This is a genomic window from Pseudobutyrivibrio xylanivorans DSM 14809, assembly GCF_900141825.1.
GTDB lineage: Bacteria > Bacillota > Clostridia > Lachnospirales > Lachnospiraceae > Pseudobutyrivibrio > Pseudobutyrivibrio xylanivorans.
The window spans coordinates 32090-56603 of sequence record NZ_FQYQ01000012.1 but is presented as its reverse complement, the minus strand read 5'-3'; the positions used below and the strand labels follow the sequence as shown (position 1 = coordinate 56603).

Sequence of the window (24514 nt, the reverse complement as noted above, 5' to 3'; positions counted from 1 at the left end):
TCACCTCCCGAATCGAAAAAGATGCTGGAACATTTCTTGTTCGACTATTATATATATATTATATCGGAAAGTAAAGGAAACTATCCATAAAAATAGTGAGAAAAATATAAAATTTTTATAAAATGAATGTTATCAAAGATTTAAGAATTTCAATTTAGGGGTTGCAATATAATTTTATCTGTGATATAAAATTATCCGCGAGATGCTTTTTCCGAAAAGGAAGGAGCTGAAAGTAAATGATACCAAAAGGTATTGAAGACAGGTACGAAGTAATTCGAATACTGCAGGAGACAGCAGCTACAGCAGTTTTACTTGTCCGTTACAAACCGATAGGAGCATTGAGGATTCTTAAGGCTATTCACAAGGCCCATCCCGATGCGAACAGCATCCTATCCGAATCAAATCTTTTACAAGGGATAAAATCATCCCAAATACCCACAATTTTTGAAGTAGAAGATACAGAAGAAATTATATATTTGGTTGAAGAATATGTAGAGGGAATATCTCTACGTGAATATTTGTCAGGAACCAAATTATCAATTGAAAAGCTTTTATACATAGCAATAGAGCTTTGTAAAATTGTAGAGACCTTACATACGGCAGGGAGTGAGCCTGTGCTATACAGGGATATGAAGCCTGAACACGTTTTTATGGAAGGTGATACAGTTAGACTGATTGATTTTGGCATATCTATAAAGAAGTCTGAATCCAGTAACGCAAAGCCGCTAGGAACTAAAGGCTGGGCAGCACCAGAACAATTAAAAGGCGACTACCTTGATGAACGTTGTGATGTTTATGGCGTTGGAAAGATAATTGGGTTCATGCAGATAAATAGTTATGCTAAAGATGATTTTAGAATTAAACAGATTGTAGAACTTGCAACGAATTCTGATATCAGTAGGAGAGTTAAGTCTATTACTGAGCTGAAAGAATTGTTGGAGGATATACAGGGAGATCGAGTTAATGATAGAGTCGGAAAAAGGCATCTCGAAAAGAGAATCGCAGTGATTGGCGGGAGCCATGGAGTTGGCACGACCCGCATAGCTATATCCTTATGTCGATTTTTCAATAAAAGGAAAATTGATTGCTATTACAAGGATAATGAAAAAGACACAGTCCGAAAAATATGGATGAATCTAAAGAATACCAAGCTACAGAAGGGTGTTTTATACCACGAAAGTTTTAGAGGCCTGTTCGAATACGGAGAGGCTGTTGAGAATCAAAACCCTCCAATTGGTTTAAAGGTAATTGACTGCGGAACTAACAAAAGTATTCCGATAGGGACAGATGTTGTTATATATGTCACTTCAGGAGTTCCCTGGCAGCAGCATGAAGAAGTGCCAGAATGGATTAGTAATGATGGTGTTTATGTTATCTCTAATTTCTCTGACAAAATATCAAGTGTTTTGCTGGCAAAAAGCTTAAATAAGAAGGTTTACAGGTATCCGATAGTTAACAGGTTAGATATTTCAAAGGATGAGGAAAATGTTTTTTCAGCGATTTTTAAGAATGAAAGAGATTTTATTATTGCTAAACAATAAAATAAAAAAAATCGAAAACAAAGTAAACAAAAAAGTCTGTGTGGTGGGAGTTTCTCCAAATGTTGGTGTTACACATCTATGCATATCATTGGCTAATTTCATGCATTCAGTTCTTGGTAAAAACGTTATTTACATAGAGCTGAGTAATGAGTCTCAGTTGTTAAGTGTGGTTGGAATGAAGCAGATTTTAATCGGCGACATTTTGGCATACGAATACAAGGGCGTGAGATACGTTCTCAGTAATGATATTGATGCAATAAGAAATATAATGCTTAGAGAAAATGCGTGGTTTGTCGTAGATATGGCCAGCTTAAATGAAGAGACTCGCCCCATATTTAACAATTGCAATAATAGAATCATAATAGGGTCTTTGAGACCTTGGTGTCAGCGAGAGTACTATGAATTTATTGATAAATTAGGATTATTAGAATACGACATGGATCAAATGACTTATATCAAAACTGATACGAATAAAAAAACGAATATTATTGCGTCCGGCCTTGCTAACTATACTAAGAGTACAATCAAGGATTTACCAATTATCAATGACCCTTTTTCATTAAAGGAAGAAAATTTTCAGGAACTAATGGATTTAATCAGGTAGCTGCAGAAAGGAGCTGTGGAGAGAAAAATTGAATTACAACCACGTAGGAAGTGTCAGTATCATGGATGCTTCAAGCATTGAGAAAAAGACAAATAATCCTTTTAAGTCTAATGAGGTAAATAGAAAAGGGATTATGTTAAGGTGTAGAAAGTGGTTACTTTAGAGCGGTTCGGCCGCTCTTTTTTAATGCATAAATACTACGCAGAAATCCTTATAAAGTGGAATTTAAGAGCCTATTTTGTTATACTTTACAAGGAATACTAGATACAAAGAGGGAGAAGCTATGAGCTACCGAAAGAGAAAAAGAAGAAGAGGAATACCCAGAGGGTATGTTTATATTGTAGTGGCAGTATTGGCCATGGTGTTGCTTGTTGGAGGAATAGCATATATTAAGAAGTATGCACCTACTAAAGAGCATATGGACTTGGCGGAATACTTCAAGGTTTATCACGAGAATGAAGCTGCAGTAGTGCTGAATGGAGAATTTCAGTCAGTTTCCGAGGACGACGCATACGGATACGCAATAGTAAAGGACGGGCAGCCATATCTTGAAATTGGATTCCTTAAGGATCATTTAGATGATGGATTTGTATATGATAGTACAGAAGTAACTCTCAGATATGCTACTGATATCGAGGTTTATACAGCTACAGTTGGAAATAATGATTACTTCATAGACAAGAGTAATAATTCACTTGGACATCCAGCAGTTGTGGCTCAGGACGGAACAGTATATGTTGCTGTAGATTATATCAATCTCCTTATTGGAGAAGGTAATATAGATTATTTTGATAATCCAGATAGAGTTTTTGTAAATACTTATGGAACAAAATATGACATAGGTATAGTATCCCGTAAAGCTCAGATTAGAAAGCTTAACGGACCAAAGAGCCCAGTGTTAGAGGATTTAAAAAAAGGCGACCAGATATATGTACTTCGCGACACTGGAAAATGGAGCTATGTGTTCTCTGATAATGGAGTATGCGGATATATTAAGAACAGAGCCTTTGAAATATCAGGAAATGTAGATTACAACGTAGGCGACGAAAGAGAATACAAGCATATTTCTGTTGGAAAGGATATTGCATTACTTTGGCATCAGGTAACATCACATGCAGCAAACGGAGATATCGCCAATGTCCTTGCTAATTCAGGCAATGTTAATGTTATTTCACCAACCTGGTTCCATCTCAGTGATAACAAGGGTGGAATAGCATCAATAGCCAGCAGTAATTACGTAAGCATTTGTCATGCAAACAATGTGCAGGTTTGGGGACTTGTGAGCAATCTTGAGGATTCAAGTGTCGACACAACAACAGTACTTAATACAACATCAGCAAGAGATAATCTTGTAAACAATCTTATTGCTCAAGCTATCACTCATGATCTTGATGGTATTAATGTTGATATTGAACAGCTTGCAGCAGAAGCAGGAGATGGATATATTCAGTTCATCAAGGAGCTTTCTATTAAATGTGAGAAAAACGATATTATTCTTTCAGTAGATAATTATGTTCCTACCGCTTCATCTGGAGTTTACAACAGAAGCGTGCAGGCTAAGTATGCAGATTATGTAGTAATCATGGGTTATGATGAGCACTACGGCGGAAGCGAGGAAGCGGGTTCTGTTGCTTCACTTGGCTGGGTAGAGGAAGGTGTAAAGGCTACACTTGATGAGGTGCCAGCGGAGCAGGTAATCCTTGGAATGCCTTTCTACTGTAGAGTTTGGGAAGTAAAGGAAGATGGTAGTGTAAGCAGTACAGCTTACGGAATGAACGCAATTCAGAGCTATCTTAGAACCAATGGTGTATCAACAGCATGGGATGATAATGCTGGACAATATTATGGTGAGTACACAAGTGGTAATGTAACTTACAAAATTTGGGTAGAGGATGAGACTTCTATCGAAGAAAAGCTAAAAGTTATGGACAAATACAACCTTGCAGGCGGAGCTTTCTGGAAGAAAGGATTTGATAGCACAGGTGTATGGAACATAATTGCAAAATACTTTTAAAGATGCATAAAAGACACAAAAAAATCATATTTTTTCCCGTGAATACGGGACTTTCACAGAGTTAAAAAGATTGTGTTCTAAGGGAAAAGTGTTATAATTTTGAGTATGATTACTAGGATTATGGATGTTTCTGAGGAGCCAATCAATATAGAGTTTATCAGAGAGGCTTCTGAGATTTTAAAAAAGGGCGGTTTGGTAGCATTTCCAACCGAAACAGTATACGGACTAGGCGGTGACGCCACCGACAAAGAAGCCTCGAAAAAGATATATCAGGCAAAGGGTCGTCCATCGGATAACCCTTTAATTGTACATATAGCTAAGTTTGAACAGTTAGAACAGATTACAAAGGATTTACCTGAGACAGCTAAGAAGCTGGCAGATGCATTTTGGCCAGGACCACTTACAATGGTCTGCAATAAGAACGAAGTTATACCATACGAGACCACAGGCGGTCTTGATACCGTTGCAGTTCGAATGCCAAATAATCCGGTAGCACTAGCTCTTATAGAGGAGAGCGGATGTATGATAGCAGCGCCTAGTGCTAATACATCAGGCAGACCAAGCCCTACAAAGGCTAGCCATGTGTACGAGGACTTATCAGGAAAGATAGAAGCAATATTAGATGGTGGGACAGTAGATATAGGATTAGAGTCCACTATCGTTGATTTAACAGAGGATGTAGTGACTATTCTTCGACCAGGCTATATCAATATGGATATGCTAAGAGAGGTTGTTGGAGAGGTTAGAATGGATCCAGGCATTGTCTACAATGACAAGGGCACAACAGGGGGTGCTAAGCCTAAGGCTCCAGGAATGAGATATAAGCACTACGCACCAAAGGGCGATTTAACAATCGTTTCAGGTGAAGAAGACAGAGTTATATCCACTATCAACGAGCTTACAGCTCAGGCTGAAAAGGATGGAAAGAAGGTTGGTATTATTGCCACATCTGCAACTGCGGGCAGATATGGAAGGGGTCAGATACTAATCATCGGAGACAGAGAGGAAGAGCAGAGCATCGCTCACAATCTTTACGATATCCTCAGACAGTTTGATGAGTTGGATGTAGACATAATTTACTCAGAAAGCTTTGCAACACCAAAGATGGGGCAGGCTATTATGAACAGACTGCTTAAGGCAGCAGGCCAGAAGACTATAGAGGTCTAGGCTGGAGGGATTTTGGGAGAATAAAAATGAATAACATTAACAGAGTGATTTTTGCGTCGGGTAGCGGGACGTCCAGGTCGCCCATGGCGACAGCGATTTTCCATAGCTTTCCGCATAGCCGACCGATTATTTGCGAATCCAGGGGACTAATAGTTCAGTTTCCTGAACCGCTAAATCAAAAGGCGGAAGCCGTGCTTATCAGTAATGGTATAGAGCTAAAGGATTACTCATCGAAGCAGCTTCAGGAATCAGATTTTTCCGAGAACACGCTGGTAATTACGATGGAGGAAACCCAAAGGCAGAAGATATTAAGTGAATATACAAATGCCACCGAGGAGAACACCAGACTTCTCAATGAGCTTGTGGGGGACGAGCTTGAAGTTATGGATCCTTATGGTGGTTCAGTGCAAACCTACGGTTTGTGCTATGAAGTTTTGAAGGTATCGATTGAGAAATTAATAAAGTTACTAGAAACATAAGGCACAAATGTATTGGAGGAGAGACCATGAGTGACAAGAGACTAGATTATATTAGCTGGGATGAATACTTTATGGGCGTTGCAGTATTATCGGGTATGAGATCGAAAGACCCAAACACACAAGTTGGAGCATGTATTGTAAGCCAGGATAACAAGATTCTTTCTATGGGCTACAATGGTTTTCCAAATGGTTGTTCAGATGACGAGTTCCCTTGGGCTAGAGTAGGGGACCCTCTGGAAAATAAATATTTCTATACAACACACAGCGAGCTTAATGCGATTTTGAACTACAGAGGTGGTTCACTTGAGGGCTCAAAGCTGTATGTGTCACTTTTCCCATGTAATGAATGCGCCAAGGCTATCATTCAGTCTGGCATCAAAACTATCATCTACGATAGTGATAAATATGAAAACACACCATCAGTAATCGCATCGAAGAGAATGCTTCGTGCAGCGGGTGTAGAGTTCCGTCAATATGAGCACACCGGTAGAGAGATTTCTATGACGCTCTAATGCCGGAATAAGGAGCATCAATGAGGGACAGAAGAAAAACAAATAATGAAGTGGCCAATTCTTTGGTGATGGTCCTTCAATTTGGAATAAACGTAATAGTGCCAATCCTGCTTTGTACGGTAGTTGGAACCTTTATCTCAACAAAAACAGGGATAAAAGGATTCTCTATAGCAGGAATAATAATTGGTATATTAGCAGCTTTTAATGGAGCTTACCGGTCGGTAAAGGGGTATCTGAAAAACGAGGAATCTCCAGGACAGCGGGCAAGACGACTGGAGGAGGAAGCTCTTAAGGAGAAGAAAAGCAAAAGCTCAGGGGAATAACTGAATAAGGATATGACATGATTAAATGGATGAAGCGACTTAATCAGGCCCTTCCGGGTTTGGTTTTAGGAATACTTGCATACGGACTATTTGTTGAGCTGATTGGAGTTTGGTTTGTCAGCGATAAAATCAGATATACAACTGGTCTTTTGATTGGAATTGGATGCGCGGTAGGTATGGCCATTCACATTTCAATGATTATCGAAGAGTCAGTAAGAATTGGCGAGGGACACGAGAAGTATCTGTCTTTCAAGTCAGTTATGCGATATCTGGTTTTGTGTGCAATTATGATTACGATGACTTTTTTGAAGCTGGGAAATATGTTCACAGCGATCATCGGTGTACTTGGGCTCAAGGTTAGTGCATACGCACAGCCTTTGCTAATAAAGATTTATCTAGGCATAAAGCATAGATAGAGGATGAATAAGAAAATTTTATAAAGGAGGTGAAAGTGTGACAGAAGGAATTTTGCTGGCCTCAAGCGATACTGTGGACATGATAAAAGGCTTGTTCAAGTACGAAGTGTTTGGACAGGAGGTATGGATTACAACCTCTCATGTTTGCATTTTAATCGTATGGCTTTCATTGGTAATTTTTTCTATTATTGCCAATCGTAAGCTGAAGCACGCCACTGAAGTTCCTGATACCTTCCAAAGCATCCTAGAACTCATTGTTGGGTTACTAGATTCTGTTGTGGAAGGAAGTATGGGTAAGCACGCACCAGTGTTTGCAAACTGGATTTGTACCATTTTCTGCTTTATTTTGGTATCCAACTTATCCGGTTTAGTTGGCCTAAGACCACCAACAGCCGATTACGGTACAACACTGGCACTTGCATTAATTACCTTTGTTTGCATCCATGTAGTAAAGGTAAGGCATCAGAGTGCAAAGGACATTTGGATCGACAAATGTTCACCACTGCCACCATGGCTGCCTATCTGGCTGCCAATTAACGTGATTTCTGATATAGCAGTACCTATATCAATGTCACTGCGTTTGTTTGCAAACGTTCTTTCAGGAACTATCATTATGGGTCTTGTTTATGGATTGCTAGGAAAATTCGCATTAGTATGGCCTGCAGCATTGCATGTATACTTTGATATTTTCTCAGGTGCAATTCAGACCTACGTATTCTGTATGTTAACAATGACATACATAACCCAGTCTTATGGGGATTCTTAAAATTTAAAAACTATATTTTAGGAGGAAAACATTTATGAACATTTCAGGTACAGACTTAATTAAAGCTTGTTCAGCAATCGGTGCTGGTCTCGCAGTTATCGCTGGTATTGGTCCTGGTATTGGACAAGGTATCGCAGCTGGTCACGGTGCAGCAGCCGTTGGACGTAACCCGGGAGCACAGGGACAGATCATGTCTACTATGTTACTTGGTCAGGCCGTTGCCGAGACAACAGGTCTTTACGGTTTGGTTATCGCCCTTCTGTTACTCTTTGTACAGCCATTAGTTGGCTAATTTACATTTAGGAAGAAATATTATAAAAAGGAGGGCTAAAAGTTTTGGAAAGACTATTTGACTTGGACTTTCAATTGCTTAATGATGCTGCGCTTTTAGCCATTGCAGTATTCTTCCTATTCCTTATAATGTCAAACCTCTTGTTCAATCCAGCAAGAAAGCTGTTAAAGGACAGAAAGGATGGCATTGCAAAGGATATTGCAGATGCAAAGAAAGATAAGGAAGAGGCAGAAAAGCTAAAGGCGGAATATGAAGCAAAGCTTAGAGATATCGGAAAAGAAAAGGATGAAATCTTAAGCGAAGCAAGAGCAAAGGCCTTGAAGAATGAAACCAAGATTGTTAACGAAGCCAAGGAAGAAGCAGCAGCTATCGTAGCAAGAGCTAACGAGGAAGCTGAGCTTGAGAAGAAGAAGGTTGCTGATGATGTTAAGCAGGAGATGATTTCTGTAGCCGCTCTTATGGCACAGAAGGTTGTAGCTGCAAACATCGATACAACTATTCAGAACACCTTGGTTGAGCAAACTCTTAAGGAAATGGGTGAAAACACATGGCTAAATTAGTCTCAAACGTATATGGTGATGCGTTGTTTGAGCTAGCCGTGGAAACAGGAAAGGTCGACGACTTCTTAAATGAAGCCCAAGGGGTTATAGAGGTTGTTAAATCAAATGACGGCTTTTCTCAAATGATGAATCATCCAAAGATCAATAAAGAAGAAAAGCTTCAGATAATCGACGACGTTTTCAAAGGCAGAGTAAGTAACGAGATGGTTGGACTTCTTCGCATGCTTGAGGAGAAGGACCACATCAAGGATACAGTTGAAGTACTTAATTACTTCATCGACAGGGTTTTCGATTTCAAGAAAATCGGACGTGCCTTTGTATCAACTCCATTTGAGCTTACGGATGCACAGAAATCAGATGTCGAGAAGCGTTTACTCCAAACTACTGAGTACAGTTCATTTGTAATGGACTATACAGTAGACCCTGATCTAATCGGGGGTATGGTAATTCGCATTAAAGATAGAGTTATTGACAGTTCTGTCAAAACTCAGATTAGTAAATTGTCACACGAGTTATCAAATATTCAATTGAAAGTAGGTGAATGCGCTCCATGAATTTAAAACCAGAAGAGATTAGCTCGGTTATTAAAGAGCAAATGAAACGCTATGCAGCGCAGCTTGACGTGGCAGACGTAGGAACTGTTATTCAGGTTGCCGATGGAATTGCACGTATTCACGGATTACAGAACGCTATGCAGGGCGAACTTTTAGAGTTCCCTGGCGAAGTTTATGGCATGGTCTTAAACCTTGAGGAAGACAATGTTGGTTGTGTTCTCTTAGGAAACGATAAGAACATCAACGAAGGTGATCAGGTAAAGACAACTGGTCGTGTTGTTGAGGTTCCTGTTGGTGACGCAATGCTTGGACGTGTAGTTAATGCACTTGGACAGCCTATCGATGGTAAGGGACCTATTGAGACAACAAAGTTCCGTCCTATCGAGCGTGTTGCTTCCGGCGTTATCTCTCGTAAATCCGTAGATACTCCGCTGCAGACAGGTATTAAAGCTATCGATTCCATGATTCCTATCGGACGTGGACAGCGTGAGCTTATTATCGGTGATAGACAGACTGGTAAGACTGCTATCGCTATTGATACAATCATTAATCAAAAGGGACAGGGCGTAAAGTGTATTTACGTTGCAATTGGCCAGAAGGCTTCTACAGTTGCAGCCCTTGTTAAAACATTAGAGGAATATGGTGCTATGAGCTGGACAACAGTAGTTGCCGCTACAGCATCAGAGCTTGCTCCTTTACAGTATATCGCTCCTTATTCAGGATGTGCTATCGGTGAGGAGTGGATGGAGAATGGACAGGACGTACTTATCATCTATGATGATTTAAGTAAGCACGCTACTGCATACCGTACACTGTCATTACTTCTTCGTCGTCCACCAGGACGTGAGGCTTACCCAGGTGATGTATTCTATCTACACTCAAGACTTCTTGAGCGTGCAGCTAGACTTTCTGATAAGTTGGGCGGTGGCTCACTTACAGCATTACCTATTATTGAGACACAGGCAGGCGATGTATCTGCATACATCCCTACAAACGTTATCTCAATTACTGATGGTCAGATTTATCTTGAGACAGAAGCTTTCAACGCAGGTTTTAGACCAGCCGTTAACGCAGGTCTTTCTGTATCCCGTGTAGGTGGTTCTGCTCAGATTAAGGCTATGAAGAAAATCGCAGCTCCTATCCGTGTAGAGCTCGCGCAGTACCGTGAGCTTGCAGCTTTCGCACAGTTTGGTTCAGAGCTTGATGCAGATACCGCTGAGAAGCTGGCACAGGGTGAAAGAATCAAGGAGATGTTAAAGCAGCCACAGTATGCTCCAATGCCAGTAGAGTATCAGATTATGATTATCTATGCTGCTACTAAGAAGTACCTGCTTGACATTCCAACAGCAGATATTCAGGCTTTCGAGAAGGCATTGTTTGATCTTGTTGATACCAAGTATCCTGAGATTCCAGAGTCTATTAAGACTACAAAGGTTCTTGAGGATGACATGGAACAGAAGCTAATCAAGGCTATCGAGGAGTGTAAGAAGACTTACAAGTAAGGAGGGTGATCTGTTATGGCCTCAATGAGAGACATAAAAAGAAGAAAACAGAGTGTTAGTAGCACTCAGCAGATCACTAAGGCCATGAAGCTTGTATCTACAGTAAAGCTCCAGAAGGCACGTTCTAAGGCAGAGCAGACCACACCGTATTTCAACGCTATGTATAATACGATTTGCAGTATGCTTGCCAAGGCAGGAACAGTTAACAACAAATACCTTAGAGACAATGGCTCAGATAAGATTGGCGTAATCGTCATCACATCTAACCGTGGTCTTGCAGGTGGTTACAATTCTAATATTGTAAAGATGATAACTGGATCTGAAATGAAGCCTGAGGATGTGAAGCTTTACGTAATAGGACATAAGGGTGGTGAGAGTCTTGCCCATAAGGGTTACACAGTGGAGAAGGATTACTCTCCAGTGATGGAAGCACCTACCTATGCAGACGCTATGGCTATCTGCAAGGATGTCCTTGAAGCATATTCAAGCGGGGAAATCGGACAGATTTACCTTGTTTATACACACTTCAAAAATACAGTTAGCCAGATTCCAAAGCTAATGAAGCTGCTTCCTGCTGAAATCGCAGAAGAGGATGTTGAGGCAGCAAAGTCTTCCGGTGCAGAGGCTCTTATGAATTTTGAGCCAAATGAGGAGGAAGCTTTAGACCTTATCGTTCCAAAGTATGTGACTTCACTTGTATATGGCGCTTTGGTTGAAGCTGTTGCTTCAGAAAATGGTGCCAGAATGCAGGCAATGGATTCAGCTACAAATAATGCTGAGGAAATTATTAGTGATCTATCATTAAAATACAATCGTGCCCGCCAGGGATCAATTACTCAGGAATTAACCGAGATTATCGCTGGTGCCGAGGCATTATCTTAAAGAAGATAGGAGTGAAAAAATGGCAAATAATATTGGTAAAGTCACTCAGATCATCGGTGCCGTACTTGACGTAAAGTTCGCTGAAGGCGAGCTTCCAGAAATCAACGATGCTCTTGAAATCACAAGAGATAACGGTGAGAGACTGGTTGTAGAAGTAGCACAGCATTTGGGTGATGATACAGTTCGTTGTATTGCCATGGGTCCTACAGACGGTTTAGTACGTGGAATGGATGTAGTTGCTACAGGAGCTCCAATTTCAGTTCCTGTTGGTGAGGCTACACTTGGACGTATTTTCAACGTACTTGGTGAAGCTATTGATGAACAGCCAGCACCTACGGGTGTTGAAAAAATGCCTATTCATAGAAAAGCTCCAGCGTTTGAGGAACAGGCAACTTCAACAGAAATGCTTGAAACAGGTATTAAGGTCGTTGACCTTCTTTGCCCTTACCAGAAGGGTGGTAAGATTGGATTGTTCGGTGGTGCCGGTGTAGGTAAGACCGTACTTATCCAGGAGCTTATCCATAACATCGCTACAGAGCACGGTGGATACTCAGTATTCACAGGTGTAGGCGAGCGTACCCGTGAGGGTAATGACCTTTACTATGAAATGAAGGAGTCAGGCGTTATCGACAAGACCTGCATGGTTTTCGGTCAGATGAACGAGCCACCAGGAGCCAGAATGAGAGTAGGTCTTACTGGACTTACAATGGCTGAGTACTTCAGAGATAAGGGTGGAAAGGACGTGCTTCTTTTCATCGATAACATCTTCCGTTTTACTCAGGCTGGTTCAGAGGTTTCAGCCCTCTTAGGTCGTATGCCTTCAGCCGTTGGTTATCAGCCAACACTTCAGACAGAGATGGGTGCTCTTCAGGAGCGTATCACATCTACTAAGAACGGATCTATCACATCGGTTCAGGCCGTATATGTTCCTGCCGATGACTTAACAGATCCAGCTCCAGCAACAACATTCGCGCACTTGGATGCTACCACAGTTCTTGAGCGTTCTATCGCCGAGCTTGGTATTTACCCAGCTGTAGATCCACTTGGTTCTACATCTCGTATCCTTGATCCACGTATCGTAGGTCAGGAGCACTTCACAGTTGCACGTGGTGTTCAGGAGATTCTTCAGAAGTATAAGGAATTACAGGACATTATCGCTATCCTTGGTATGGACGAGCTTTCAGAAGAGGATAAGCTTGTAGTTAACCGTGCTCGTAAGATTCAGAGATTCTTGTCACAGCCATTCTTCGTAGCTGGTCAGTTTACTGGTCTCGAAGGAAAGTATGTGCCAATCGCTGAGACAGTACGAGGCTTCAAGGAAATTCTTGAAGGTAAGCATGATGATATCCCAGAGAGTTACTTCCTCAATGCAGGTACAATCGACGAGGTTCGTGCCAAGATGAACGCTAAGTAGGAGGTGGCTTATGGCAGATAACACCTTTAAAGTATCAATCATTACGCCTGAGCGGACCTTTTATGAAGGGGAGGCAACAATGGTTGAGTTTAATACAGTCGAGGGACAGATTGGTGTGCTTCCAAAGCATATTCCTTTGACTACTGTTATTGCGCCGGGTATTTGCACAATCCATGAGGCAGAGTCTGAGAAGAAGGCCGCAGTGCACGCAGGTCTTGCTGAGGTTCTGCCTGATAAGGTAACTTTACTTGCTGAAATAGCTGAGTGGCCAGATGAGATTGACTTAGAGAGAGCCCGCAGCGCGGAAGACAGAGCTAGAGAGCGCTTGGCAAACAAGGACGACGGAGTAGATGTGCTGAGAGCTGAGATAGCATTAAAGAAGGCTTTGGTACGCCAGGACTTAAAAGCCTAATCGAGATATTACATGTAATAAGGGGAGGTAGGACACCATGTTAGATGCTGATACAAGGCGAGATATTGAAGAACTGAAAAGACAGTTGAAATATTATGAGGACCAGGAAGAAAGCTTGCTAAAGGAACTTGACACCATCCGTGCCCGAAAGACGGACGTCAAGGATAAGCTGAAGGTCCTGAGCAATGACGATAAGTACCAGTCTGACATGCTGGCTATGGTCTATCAACAGAGGCATGGAAAGCCTACAGCCAAACCAGAAGAATAATTATTCAAATGAATGTGGCGCCGCAATTGCGGCGCCATTTTTAAGGATTATTACCTATAACTTGACCCATAACAACAGGCGTCTCCTCGCCATTTTCAGAAGCAAAAAGGATTTCTCTATAGATATTTACTTTATTTGCTGGAACTAACACGATAATGGTAGATCCACCATATTCGAAGTGTCCCTTTTCTTCTCCACGTGTAACAGGGCCTGCTTCAGGCTGGTTGTTGACTATTCTACCAACTAACATGGCGCCAACTTCCATCTGCACACATCTTCCAAAATTTTTGCTACTTAGTACAGTGTACTGGCGGCTATTTTCTACAAAAACTGGGCCTGCTTCTAGGGCTATTGGCTGTACTGTATGATAAAGCCCTGGGATTACCACATCGGCAGATTTCTCTCCTGATTCAAAGTATGCATATCTGTGATAGTGGTTTACACATAGTCTGTAGACCAGACAGTAGCCACCTTCAAATTCTTTTGCAAGCTGCTTATCCCTAAGTAAATCCGAAATAGAAAACTTACTCTGCTTAACAGGGATTACTAAATCATCTGTAATTGGGTATACCTTTAAAAGACCATCACATGGAGCCATCAAATGGTTCTCGTCTAAGTCAAGAGGTCTAAGCTCAGGCTTAATCTTGCGGCAGAAGAAGTCGTTAAAGCAATTGATATCATCAAGGATATAATCCTCTAGCTTGATTTCATTAGACTCTGCAAAGCCTTTAATAATGCATTTTGATGCCTTTGAATCAAGCAACCATCCAGAAAAATCAGATACAGGTTTTAATAATAAAGGACGAAGTATAATTCGCCCTACTTTTGTGTTATATAAAAAATTTAATCCACTCATATTTACTCGTAAAATAAAATTAATAATGTTCCAACAAGTTCGATAAATCCAATAAATATTATTACTGCAAACTGTTTCTTATTTGGCTTAGGAACCTTGAAGTTACCTACAAACAAAATGGCTACGATAAACATAAGCCAAAAATAGAAGATTGTTAAATCAGCTCTTGTAAACCAGTGAATAACAAGTGTAAGTGGGAAAATTAATGCTGCTGTAGTAACAGGAAGACCTGTGAAATATGCTTTTCCTTTAATCTTGGCTTCTTCAGCACGCTCATCTGTTGTAGCATTAAAATATGCTAAGCGAATAAGTGCTGCGAGTACATAAAATGCTGCAATTGAGATTAATAAAAGAATCATTGAATAGTGATCTGGTCTCTCGGCATTGCGACCTAAATCGGTAAGAATACCGCTAACTCTAAGCTGAGCAATACCAATTGATGCTGGTAAAACACCGAAACAAATCAAATCTGAAAGAGAATCAATCTGAATACCAAATTCCTTCTCCATCTCAGTTCTGTCCTTCTTAGTACGGGCAACCTTTCCATCAAATCCATCTAACAAACCAGAGAGCATTAAGAACAATGTTCCACAGTATGGATGTCCAATACCTGTCATTGTAACAATGATTCCTACAACTCCTGATATAGTAGATAAGTATGTCAAAATAACTGTATAATCGTAAACACCAATCATTTTTTATTTCTTCCTTTCAAATATCCTATTAAGGTAATCACACCACTTAGTGTGACGCAGATATAGAATGTAAGTCCACGGCTGACCATATCCAGGTTAAATGCCATGTCCTTTGACATGATACTAGAAAAACCATCAATCATCAAATAATCTGCAATTCCAAGTGCTCCAGGAATTGGAACATAATTATATCCGATTGTAATCAGGCACTGCTTTGAAAATAGAAGCGGTGTCAGTCTGCTGTGACCTTCCATCGATATATACACAAGTGCTGGTACAATAATCTGTGAGGCTCTTTGCACCACATTCCAAAAGAATGCCTCGACCATAATGGTAGTCTTACCTGCGATAAGCTTTGAGCAGTTCTCGTAATCCTCTTCTATCTTATCAAGTTTTTCCAATCTAGGCTCCAGCCTGTGAAGAATCTTTCTAGAATGTAAAAATCTAAGAAACCTTCTTATGAGAGCAAAGATTTTCTCACTTCCCCTGAGTACGGAAAAGAAGAATAAACTCAAGACTGTTAGTCCTATAAAGCCAAGTCCTATAAAAATTTTAGAGGATAATTTAAATTCAAAAAAGCCTCTCGGCGCAATAATAATCGCTATAATCCCCAGGAAAACTATTGATGCATTATACATCATCAAGTTTAATATCAGGGATGCTGATGTAGCACCAGCTGGAATTCCATTCTTTAGCATGAAAAACGCGCTGGCTGGCTGTCCACCTGTGGCAGATGGTGTAATAGCTGAAAAATATACATCAGAAGTGCTGTATATCAATCCATCTCTTAATCTCTGTTTATATCCTATTCCTTTTAATATGGAACAAAGGGCAATTGCCTCAAATACTACATAGCAGAAAGCTGATACAATAGCTGCAGTCATCCATTTAGTATCCGCCCCAGATACCAGTTCAATAAGTTTTGGTATGGACATGCTTTGATTTTGCTTTAACAGCGCCCAAATCGTGAGCACTGAAAGTGCCAGGGTGAAGCACATCCAAAATATTTTTTTAGCAACTGATTTATTCATTGTGAATAATCCTTCTTTATAATAATTCCTATATATTATAACAAAGCGTTAGAAGATAGAGAAACGTTTTTAGAGAAATATAAGTATTTGTAGATATGAGTGGAAATAACAAACCAAAGCGTTATAAAAAAATATGTATATTGTGTGAAAAAGATTGACATAACGAAAATGGGGGGGTACTATTCATTCAGTTTCAAAAGAAAGAGTTTTTCTTTAGGAGGTATTTTGAAATGAGAATGAGAAAGTTTTTAGCAAGCATGATGGCAGTTGCAATGGTAGCTTCAGTAGCTCCTGCTTACAATGTGCAGGCAGCAGGTCTTACACAGGCTTCTAATGCAGAAGATGTTAATTATGGAACTATATCTGCTAAGGATATGGAGATGCTTAAGAGTTTATTCGATTTAGAATATTACATGGAAGCAAATCCTGACATTGTTAAATTGGTTGGTGCTGATGCAGATAAACTTTTTGAGCATTTCTGCAAGTGTGGTATTTTCGAAGGACGTACTTGCAATCCTAATTTTGATCCAGCTGCATACGCTTCAGCATATGGCGATTTAAAGGAGCAGTTTGGACTTGATATCCTTAAATATTATGAGCACTACGCAACAGTAGGTTCTAAAGAGAACAGAACTCTTACAACAGTAAAGGCTTGTGCTGAGTCAGGAATTACAGTAAATACATTATCTAAAGAATCTGTAGCTATTACACCTTCAATCTATAAAATTTCTGTTACTATGGGAACAGTTGATTTTACAACAGTTGCAAAGGCTGTAGTAAGAGCACAGGAACAGCAGAGAATGGCGGTTGTAGAGACAGCTAAAGGTACATATGTATTCAGCAGCAGCAAAGATTTGTCTACATTAAAAGGATACACAGCTGTAGATACAATCAAGGTTGGAGACACTACATTAACATATTATGTGTTTAAGAATGATTCAGGAACTGCTGTATACCGTGATAGACATATAGCTGAAGATTCAGTTGCAGTATTTAAGACATCTGATTCTGTAGTAGTAGACGATTCAGATTACAGAGGAAAGGTTTCAGTAGGTATTGAAACTTATTCTAATGACTTGGTTGATAATATTGTAAAAGTAAAGAATGGTGAAGCTACTAGGGATGAAGCTAATATTCCAGCAGATTTAGATATAAAGAGCAATTATGATGAGAATGGAAGATACCATTCCGTGGCAACAAATAAGCAGGAGTCTGGAAATATTATAAATGTAAATAGCCGTATGGTAACCAGTGGTGGAAGTTCCATGAATGGTGGAGGAGAAGGATATAATTGTACATATTTCTACTTAGACGGGGCAGAGAATGAACAGGGTATAATGACTCCATTTGAAGTACAACCAGGAGAAGAAGGATACTATGAATACGTTAAAGAAAATGTAAATAGAAACGGTGGACAGAACGGTTGGCTTGACGTAGACACCAAAGGTGATAATAACACTGAATACACTGTTTGTATTGGCGCAGAACGAGAAGATGGTGTGACAGATTTAACAGTAGGTGTATATAGTGAGACAACCGGAACATACTATTGGAGTGCTTCGCACCTGGAAGACAAATATGATGATGATGCACATGAATATGTAGAGCATTTTGGACAGAACTAATTGATAAATAAAGAATAAACAGTTAAAAAGCCGTCAGACGACAAAGTCTGGCGGCTTTTATTATTTACAAGTTCTAGTATCTCTTTATCTGATCATCCTCATCAGTAGTAGAATTATCAATCTTTCGAATCTCGACTTCATAGGAATAATCATCATTAACCTTTACCATGGCTTTATCGCCAACATGCTTACCTCGAATGGCAGCACCAAGAGGTGACTCGATAGAGATAAGTCCCTTTAATGAATTGCCACGAATAGAGGTAACAAGCTTGTAGGTTTCCTCGCAATCATCTTCTGGAATATAGATAGTAACAGTGTTGTTAATACCTACTTCGTCATCAGCACTGCTGTCATCTACAACCTCAGCAAACTTAAGCATCTTCTCTAAGTAACGGATGCGGCTGTCATTCATATTCTTAGCACGCTTTGCTTCGTGATATTCAAAGTTTTCAGAAAGGTCGCCTTGAGCACGGGTCTCCTTAACTTCTTCCAAAAGCTTTGGACGAATAACAAGCTTTCGCTCGTCAATTTCAGCCTGAATTTTATCAATATCTCCCTGGGTAAGTCTTTCTCCCATAGTAAATCCTCCAATTAATTGTAAAAGTGTAGGTGACAATTCAATTGTCACATCCATAATTTTATAAGATAAATACATATATTGTCAAAACATGATATAGAAATGACAAGATAGAAAACCTTATTGATTGGATAGAATTTACCTATCGAAAATGATATAGTAAATAGAGGGTATTATGTAGAAAAATGGGGTTTTAATATGGTAAAAGAAAAGCTTAGTCAGTTAGAAGAAACAGTACTTGAGAAAATCGACGGTCTTGATGTGAGGGAAAAACTCTTTGAGCGCAGCTTTAATCACTCAGATATAGAGCGTAATCGCTTTATGCTTAAGGGTGCATTGGCGTCAGAGGGCTATGACTGGTGGTGGCACAGCTTCACAGGTCATAACAAAAAGACTGGCGAGGAAAAAGCTTTCTTTATCGAGTTTTTTACAGTTAATCCCGAGTTGGGAGGAGATGAGCCAGTATTTGGTCAGCTGCCAGCTAATAAGAAAAATGGTCTTAAGCCATCTTATGTGATGATTAAAGCAGGCTGCTGGGGAGAGGATGCCAGACAGCTTCACAGATTCTTTGGTTGGAAGCAGGTCAGCATCAAGGAAGATGCCCCTTTCCAAATCAGCGCAGATAATTGTTTTCTTTCAGAGAGCCGTACACTTGGTATGGTGGAGATTTCGCCAGAAGATGCACAGGCTCATCCAGAGTGGATGTGTGATGCAGGAAAGATGGTTTGGGACCTTAACATGGAAAAGAACCTGGCATTTAATGTAGGCTATGGTGCAAGCTGGGCTTCAAGAGAGCTGGATGCTTTCGAGATGTTCTGGCACGCAGAGGGAATGAAGACCTTCTACAATGGTTCAGTTATCTTGGATGGCGAGGAATATATCGTAGATAAGGATTCCTGCTACGGATATGCTGATAAGAACTGGGGTAAGGATTTTACATCCCCATGGGTGTGGCTTGCAAGCTCACATCTTAAGAGTAAGATATCAGGCCAGTGGCTGGAGAACACAGCCTTTGATATTGGTGGTGGTCGTCCAAAGATTAGAACAGGTCAGACCTTTGATAATGTTATCTTAGGTGCCATGTGGTATGAGGGAGAGCCTTATGAGTTTAATTTCTCTAGATTCTGGACTCTCACCAAGACAAAGTTTTATTGCCATGAGGGTGATGATGAAATCACCTGGCAGGTAGAGCAGGAGACACCTCTTGCGAAGATGATAGTGGAGATTTCATGTCAGAAGAAGGACATGTTACTCATAAATTATGAAGCGCCAAACGGCGAAAAGCTTCACAATCGCCTCTGGAATGGAGGTAATGGAAAGGGCGAAATAAAGCTCTATAAAAAAATATTAAAGACCAAAGACAATGATTCAGAGAAAAAGGCTGAGTTTAAATGGGAATTGGTTGATGATATGGAAGCGTACAACATCGGCTGTGAGTTCGGTGAGTACGACAAGAAATAAATAGTAGTTAGGAGATTTTAAAATGGCAGTATTAAGCAATTGTAAGCCAGAGAGAGTATTTCATTACTTTGAGGAGATTTGTATCATCCCTCATCCAAGTTATCACGAGGAAAAGATTAGTGCATACCTTGTAAACTTTGCAAAGGAGCACAATCTTGAATATTACACAGATGACCTTTACAACGTAATCATGATTAAGGAAGCATCTAAGGGCATGGAGAATGTAGCTCCAATCATCCTTCAGGGACATATGGACATGGTTGCAGAGCAGGAGCCTGACTGCACAAAGGACATGCTTACAGAAGGCCTTGATCTTGAGGTTGTAGACGGATACGTTACAGCAAAGGGCACTACACTTGGTGGTGACGACGGTATCGCTGTAGCTATGGCACTTGCTCTTTTAGAGGATGAGACACTTAAGCACCCACGTCTTGAGGTTATCATCACAGTTTCTGAGGAAGTTGGTATGGAAGGTGCAGCAGGCATCGATGTATCAATGATCAAAGGACGTAAGCTTTTAAACCTTGACTCTGAGGAAGAGGGACATTTCCTTGCAGGCTGCGCAGGCGGATGCAGAATGGAGCTCGAATATCCAGCAAAGAAGGAGCAGGTTAAGGGAAATCTTGTTTCAGTAGAGATTAACGATTGTACAGGTGGTCACTCTGGTACAGAGATTGATAAGGGACGTGCAAACGCTACATTAATGGTTAACAGAATGCTTGCAGTTGCCCTTGAGGTTTCTGATGTTAACCTTGTTGATTTTGTTGGTGGTACAAAGGACAATGCAATCCCACGTGCTACATCAGCAAAGGTTATCGTATCAGCTGATGCTGTTAAGGCTATGGAGGCTGAGGCAGCAGCTATCAAGAATGAGTTTGCTGTTACAGATCCAGAGATGAAGATTGATATCAAGAGCGAAGGTGATGCAGCAGTAGACGGTGTTAACGCTGCAGATACAAAGAGAATGATTCAGCTTCTTTCATGCATGCCAGACGGTGTACAGGCTATGAGCCATGATATTGAGGGTCTCGTTGAGACTTCACTCAACCTTGGTATCCTTAAGCTTACAGAGGAGGGACTTAACTTTTCATGTGCACTTAGAAGCTCAGTAGACAGCGCTAAGGCTGCACTTATGAGAAAGGTTTCTATGGTAGGAAATGCCTTTGGTTGCAAGATTTCTACTCACGGTGAGTACCCAGCTTGGGAGTACAAGAGAGATTCTAGCTTCAGAGATGAGCTTGTTGCTCTTTATGAGGAAATGACAGGAGATAAGGCATTAGTAGAGACTCTTCACGCAGGTGTTGAGTGTGGTCTTCTTGCTTCAAAGCTTCCAGGACTTGATGCAGTTTCAATAGGACCAGAGATGCATGATATTCATACTCCAAAGGAGCGTCTTGGCATTGCTTCTACAGAGAGAATTTACAACTACGTAAGAAGAGTTATAGAGACAAGTAAGTAATAGAAATTAAACTATAAGGGTTTTTCTTTAGGGAAGGAGAAGATTTCTATGATGAGAATCGGATTGCTTACAAGTGGTGGAGATTGTCAGGCGCTTAATGCTGCAATGCGTGGCGTTGTTAAGGGTTTGGCTGCAAACGTAAAGGACTTGGAGGTATACGGCTACTTCAATGGTTATAAGGGTCTTATCTATGGAGATTACAGACTTCTTACCAGTCAGGATTTTTCTGGAATCCTTACACGAGGTGGTACAATCCTGGGTTCCAGCCGTCAACCTTTCAAGCTTATGCGTGAGCCAGACGAGAATGGACTTGATAAGGTAGAGGCTATGAAGTCCAACTACTATAAGCTTAATCTAAACTGCCTTGTAATCCTTGGTGGTAACGGTACTCAAAAGACTGCAAATCTTCTTCGAGAGGAAGGCCTTAACATAATTCATCTTCCAAAGACTATCGACAATGATATCTATGGAACAGATTTGACCTTTGGTTTCCAAAGTGCCATTGATATTGCTTGTAACACTATTGATTGTATTCACACTACTGCTTCATCACATAGTCGTGTATTTATTGTAGAGGTTATGGGGCACAAGGTAGGATGGCTTACGCTTTATGCTGGCGTGGCATCAGGTGCTGATATCATCCTTCTTCCAGAGATTCCATACGATATAAAGAAGGTTGTTAAAGCTATCAATAAGCGTGCCGAGGAAGGCAAGGGCTTTACAATCCTTGCAGTAGCTGAGGGTGCTATTTCAAAGGAAGATGCAAAGCTTTCAAAGAAGGAATACAAGAAAAAGCTCGAAGAATCAAAGTATCCTTCAGTATCCTATGAAATCGCAGATAGAATCCAGAAGGAGACCGGCATAGAAGTTCGAGTTACTGTTCCAGGCCATATGCAGCGAGGCGGTAGCCCAGACCCATTTGATAGAGTTCTTTGTACTCGTCTTGGTTCGGCAGCAGCTCAGGCTATTATGGATGGAGATTTTGGAAATATGATTGCCATGGTAAATGGCAAAACAAAGCGAATTCCGCTTGAAGATGTAGCTGGCAAGTTGAAGACGGTAGAGCCTGATTGTCAGATGATAGAAGAGGCTAAGCGAATAGGTATTAGCTTCGGTGATTAAGATAAAATAAGGGTAGGTAATTGTTATGTCCTATATGGCATTATATCGAAAGTTCAGACCGCAGACCTTTGAGGATGTAAAGGGTCAGGACCATATCGTTACAACACTTCAAAATCAAATAAAAAGCGACCGTATAGGACATGCGTATTTGTTTACAGGTACCAGAGGAACTGGTAAGACTACTATTGCAAAGATTCTTGCCCGTACTATCAACTGCGAGAATCCGGTAAATGGTTGTCCATGTATGGAATGCCAGACTTGTAAGTCTATTACAGCAGGCAATTCCATGAACGTAATTGAAATGGATGCTGCATCAAACAATGGTGTAGATAGCATCAGACAGATTGTAGAGGAGGTGGCATATCCTCCTACAGAGGGCAAATATAAGGTTTATATCATCGATGAGGTTCACATGCTTTCTACAGGAGCCTTCAATGCCCTGCTTAAGACCTTGGAGGAGCCACCTTCTTATGTTGTGTTTATTTTGGCTACTACTGAGGTTCATAAGATTCCAATTACAATCCTCAGCCGTTGCCAGAGATATGATTTCCATCGTATCTCTATTGATACTATTGCAGCCCGTCTGCAAGAGCTGATGGATAAGGAAGGTGTACAGGTAGAGGAAAAGGCAATACGCTATATTGCAAAAGCAGCTGATGGGTCAATGCGTGATGGCTTATCCCTTTTGGATCAGTGTATAGCATTTTATATCGGTCAGACTCTTACCTATGACAATGTACTTAAGGTTCTTGGGGCTATCGACACAGAGGTGTTCTCAAGACTTCTTAGAAATATTATTGATGGAAATGTCACAGCAGCCATCGGAATTCTTGAGGAGATTATCACTCAGGGACGAGACCTGAATCAGTTTGTTGTAGACTTTACATGGTATCTTCGTAATCTGATGCTTATTAAGAGCTCAGAAGATATGGAAGATGCACTTGAAATGTCATCAGATAATCTTGCACTTCTAAAAGAAGAGGCAGGAATGGTTGACACAGAAGTGTTAATGAGATACATTCAAGTTCTGTCTGCACTTTCAAATGATATTAAATATGCAAGCCAGAAAAGAGTGTTAATCGAGATTGCTTTAATTAAGCTTTGTAAGCCTCAGATGGAGCCAGATATTTCAGCTTTGAATAACAGAATGGCTAATCTGGAAAAGAAGGTAGAAGAGGGTGTGCCAGTAGTTATGGCTGCTCCACAGGCACCTGTTGGTGGAAATGGCGCTACACCCAGTGCAGCTCCTGTAAAAAAGGAGCCATTACCAGCAGCTGTTCCAGAAGAGGTTAAGAAGATTGCCGGAAGTTGGGGCTCAGTAATGGGAAAGCTTCCAGTAAATATAAAGATGTACCTGAAGGAGGTATCCACAGTCACCACCAATGAATCAGGTGATTTGGTATTGATTTTCGATCAGCCTGAGGGTTCAGGACGAATGGGTGGAGATTTTGTTAATCGCCCAGAGGTTTTAGCAGATATATCAGCTGTTATTGAGCAAATGCTTCAGAAGACAGTGAATATAAAAGTAGAAATTAATTCCAGCGGAGTAAGCTCACAAAATACAAAGACTGATGTGAGAGATTTCTTTGCGAATGTTGGGATTGAAATAGAACATGATGAAGATTAGGAGGAAATAAAGATATGGGTAAAGGAAGAGGTGGATTCCCAGGTGGCGGTATGCCAGGAAACATGAGCCAGCTTATGAAGCAGGCACAGCGTATGCAGCGTCAGATGGAGGAAGCTCAGGCTCAGCTTGAGGAGACAGAGATGACAGGTACTGCAGGTGGCGGTGTTGTTGAGGTTACAGTTTCTGGAAAGAAGGAAATCACAAAGATTAAGATTGATCCAGAGGCAGTAGATCCAGAGGATGTTGAGATGCTTGAGGATCTTGTTATGGCTGCAGCTAACGAGGCACTTCGTAAGGTTGATGAAGTAAGTGCAGCATCTATGTCTAAATTTACAGGTGGATTAGGACTTTAATT

At 40.7% G+C, this 24514-nt stretch carries 27 protein-coding genes; 23 read left to right on the top strand and 4 right to left on the bottom strand.

Going from position 1 to position 24514, the window contains the following annotated elements; translation table 11 throughout:
- Positions 1 to 236: 236 nt before the first annotated feature.
- From BUA88_RS09845 to BUA88_RS09765, 17 genes are all read left to right on the top strand, one after another.
- Entirely contained in the window at positions 237 to 1541 is a 1305-nt protein-coding gene (locus tag BUA88_RS09845) for a serine/threonine protein kinase (RefSeq protein WP_072916995.1), read from the top strand.
- A complete protein-coding gene (locus BUA88_RS09840; RefSeq protein ID WP_072916991.1) occupies positions 1510 to 2145 on the top strand; it encodes a hypothetical protein in 636 nt (211 codons plus the stop codon). Before BUA88_RS09845 ends, BUA88_RS09840 begins: the two co-directional genes overlap by 32 nt.
- A gap of 283 nt (positions 2146 to 2428) precedes the next feature.
- Positions 2429 to 4159, top strand: a complete 1731-nt coding sequence (locus tag BUA88_RS09835) for a glycosyl hydrolase family 18 protein (protein ID WP_072916986.1) — start codon at positions 2429 to 2431, stop codon at positions 4157 to 4159.
- Between the two features lie 105 nt (positions 4160 to 4264).
- Positions 4265 to 5326, top strand: a complete 1062-nt coding sequence (locus BUA88_RS09830) for an L-threonylcarbamoyladenylate synthase (protein ID WP_072916981.1) — start codon at positions 4265 to 4267, stop codon at positions 5324 to 5326.
- A gap of 83 nt (positions 5327 to 5409) precedes the next feature.
- Complete coding sequence (locus BUA88_RS09825) at positions 5410 to 5805, top strand: arsenate reductase/protein-tyrosine-phosphatase family protein (RefSeq protein WP_334292448.1); 396 nt, start codon at positions 5410 to 5412, stop codon at positions 5803 to 5805.
- A 26-nt stretch (positions 5806 to 5831) separates the two neighbouring features.
- Positions 5832 to 6317: a deoxycytidylate deaminase gene (locus BUA88_RS09820; RefSeq protein ID WP_072916977.1), complete on the top strand. Its 486-nt coding sequence runs from the start codon at positions 5832 to 5834 to the stop codon at positions 6315 to 6317.
- 20 nt (positions 6318 to 6337) lie between these two features.
- Positions 6338 to 6640: an AtpZ/AtpI family protein gene (locus BUA88_RS09815; RefSeq protein WP_072916973.1), complete on the top strand. Its 303-nt coding sequence runs from the start codon at positions 6338 to 6340 to the stop codon at positions 6638 to 6640.
- A 17-nt stretch (positions 6641 to 6657) separates the two neighbouring features.
- On the top strand, positions 6658 to 7056 hold the full coding sequence (locus tag BUA88_RS09810; protein ID WP_083572475.1) for a hypothetical protein: 399 nt from the start codon (positions 6658 to 6660) through the stop codon (positions 7054 to 7056).
- A gap of 37 nt (positions 7057 to 7093) precedes the next feature.
- Positions 7094 to 7822, top strand: a complete 729-nt coding sequence (atpB, locus tag BUA88_RS09805; protein WP_200798862.1) for a F0F1 ATP synthase subunit A — start codon at positions 7094 to 7096, stop codon at positions 7820 to 7822.
- Between the two features lie 34 nt (positions 7823 to 7856).
- Positions 7857 to 8114 carry an ATP synthase F0 subunit C gene (gene atpE / locus BUA88_RS09800; protein ID WP_015550578.1) on the top strand — a complete coding sequence of 86 codons (258 nt, stop codon included), beginning with the start codon at positions 7857 to 7859 and terminating at the stop codon, positions 8112 to 8114.
- Positions 8115 to 8158: 44 nt separating this feature from the next.
- Positions 8159 to 8674 carry a F0F1 ATP synthase subunit B gene (atpF, locus tag BUA88_RS09795; protein ID WP_028247236.1) on the top strand — a complete coding sequence of 172 codons (516 nt, stop codon included), beginning with the start codon at positions 8159 to 8161 and terminating at the stop codon, positions 8672 to 8674.
- On the top strand, positions 8662 to 9228 hold the full coding sequence (gene atpH / locus BUA88_RS09790; RefSeq protein WP_072916964.1) for an ATP synthase F1 subunit delta: 567 nt from the start codon (positions 8662 to 8664) through the stop codon (positions 9226 to 9228). Before atpF ends, atpH begins: the two co-directional genes overlap by 13 nt.
- On the top strand, positions 9225 to 10730 hold the full coding sequence (atpA, locus tag BUA88_RS09785) for a F0F1 ATP synthase subunit alpha (RefSeq protein ID WP_072916959.1): 1506 nt from the start codon (positions 9225 to 9227) through the stop codon (positions 10728 to 10730). Before atpH ends, atpA begins: the two co-directional genes overlap by 4 nt.
- A 15-nt stretch (positions 10731 to 10745) precedes the next feature.
- Positions 10746 to 11612, top strand: coding sequence for an ATP synthase F1 subunit gamma (gene atpG, locus BUA88_RS09780; RefSeq protein WP_072916954.1), 867 nt, complete (start codon positions 10746 to 10748; stop codon positions 11610 to 11612).
- A gap of 19 nt (positions 11613 to 11631) precedes the next feature.
- Entirely contained in the window at positions 11632 to 13026 is a 1395-nt protein-coding gene (gene atpD, locus BUA88_RS09775; protein WP_015550574.1) for a F0F1 ATP synthase subunit beta, read from the top strand.
- 10 nt (positions 13027 to 13036) lie between these two features.
- On the top strand, positions 13037 to 13438 hold the full coding sequence (gene atpC, locus BUA88_RS09770; RefSeq protein ID WP_072916950.1) for an ATP synthase F1 subunit epsilon: 402 nt from the start codon (positions 13037 to 13039) through the stop codon (positions 13436 to 13438).
- A 37-nt stretch (positions 13439 to 13475) separates the two neighbouring features.
- Positions 13476 to 13706, top strand: coding sequence for a hypothetical protein (locus BUA88_RS09765; protein WP_072916946.1), 231 nt, complete (start codon positions 13476 to 13478; stop codon positions 13704 to 13706).
- A gap of 40 nt (positions 13707 to 13746) precedes the next feature.
- Here BUA88_RS09765 and BUA88_RS09760 read toward each other — a convergent pair whose 3' ends face one another.
- Genes BUA88_RS09760 through BUA88_RS09750 form a run of 3 tightly spaced genes read right to left on the bottom strand, consistent with a single transcriptional unit; the run spans position 13747 to position 16288 of the window.
- Positions 13747 to 14562 (bottom strand): phosphatidylserine decarboxylase, encoded by an 816-nt coding sequence (locus BUA88_RS09760; protein WP_072916940.1) that lies wholly within the window; start codon positions 14560 to 14562, stop codon positions 13747 to 13749.
- A 2-nt stretch (positions 14563 to 14564) separates the two neighbouring features.
- On the bottom strand, positions 14565 to 15257 hold the full coding sequence (locus BUA88_RS09755) for a CDP-alcohol phosphatidyltransferase family protein (protein WP_072916937.1): 693 nt from the start codon (positions 15255 to 15257) through the stop codon (positions 14565 to 14567).
- On the bottom strand, positions 15254 to 16288 hold the full coding sequence (locus tag BUA88_RS09750; protein WP_072916932.1) for a lysylphosphatidylglycerol synthase transmembrane domain-containing protein: 1035 nt from the start codon (positions 16286 to 16288) through the stop codon (positions 15254 to 15256). The genes BUA88_RS09755 and BUA88_RS09750 overlap by 4 nt, the downstream gene beginning before the upstream one ends.
- Positions 16289 to 16518: 230 nt before the next feature.
- On the opposite strand from BUA88_RS09750, the gene BUA88_RS09745 reads away from it, so the two are divergent.
- Complete coding sequence (locus BUA88_RS09745) at positions 16519 to 17913, top strand: hypothetical protein (RefSeq protein ID WP_072916927.1); 1395 nt, start codon at positions 16519 to 16521, stop codon at positions 17911 to 17913.
- A gap of 73 nt (positions 17914 to 17986) precedes the next feature.
- On the opposite strand, the gene BUA88_RS09740 is transcribed toward BUA88_RS09745, so the two are convergent.
- A complete protein-coding gene (locus tag BUA88_RS09740; RefSeq protein ID WP_072916924.1) occupies positions 17987 to 18490 on the bottom strand; it encodes a GreA/GreB family elongation factor in 504 nt (167 codons plus the stop codon).
- A gap of 198 nt (positions 18491 to 18688) precedes the next feature.
- Between BUA88_RS09740 and BUA88_RS09735 the strand changes: the two genes are divergently transcribed.
- The 5 genes from BUA88_RS09735 to BUA88_RS09715 are packed head-to-tail and all read left to right on the top strand — an operon-like array spanning position 18689 to position 24512.
- Positions 18689 to 19951, top strand: a complete 1263-nt coding sequence (locus BUA88_RS09735; RefSeq protein WP_200798861.1) for a hypothetical protein — start codon at positions 18689 to 18691, stop codon at positions 19949 to 19951.
- A gap of 22 nt (positions 19952 to 19973) precedes the next feature.
- Entirely contained in the window at positions 19974 to 21410 is a 1437-nt protein-coding gene (locus BUA88_RS09730; protein WP_072916920.1) for an aminoacyl-histidine dipeptidase, read from the top strand.
- 48 nt (positions 21411 to 21458) lie between these two features.
- Positions 21459 to 22532, top strand: coding sequence for a 6-phosphofructokinase (locus tag BUA88_RS09725; protein ID WP_072916915.1), 1074 nt, complete (start codon positions 21459 to 21461; stop codon positions 22530 to 22532).
- Between the two features lie 25 nt (positions 22533 to 22557).
- Positions 22558 to 24159 carry a DNA polymerase III subunit gamma/tau gene (gene dnaX, locus BUA88_RS09720; RefSeq protein WP_072916912.1) on the top strand — a complete coding sequence of 534 codons (1602 nt, stop codon included), beginning with the start codon at positions 22558 to 22560 and terminating at the stop codon, positions 24157 to 24159.
- Between the two features lie 14 nt (positions 24160 to 24173).
- The gene (locus BUA88_RS09715; RefSeq protein ID WP_072916907.1) at positions 24174 to 24512 is read left to right on the top strand and encodes a YbaB/EbfC family nucleoid-associated protein; all 339 of its coding nucleotides are present in this window, start codon (positions 24174 to 24176) and stop codon (positions 24510 to 24512) included.
- The last annotated feature ends 2 nt before the right edge of the window (positions 24513 to 24514 follow it).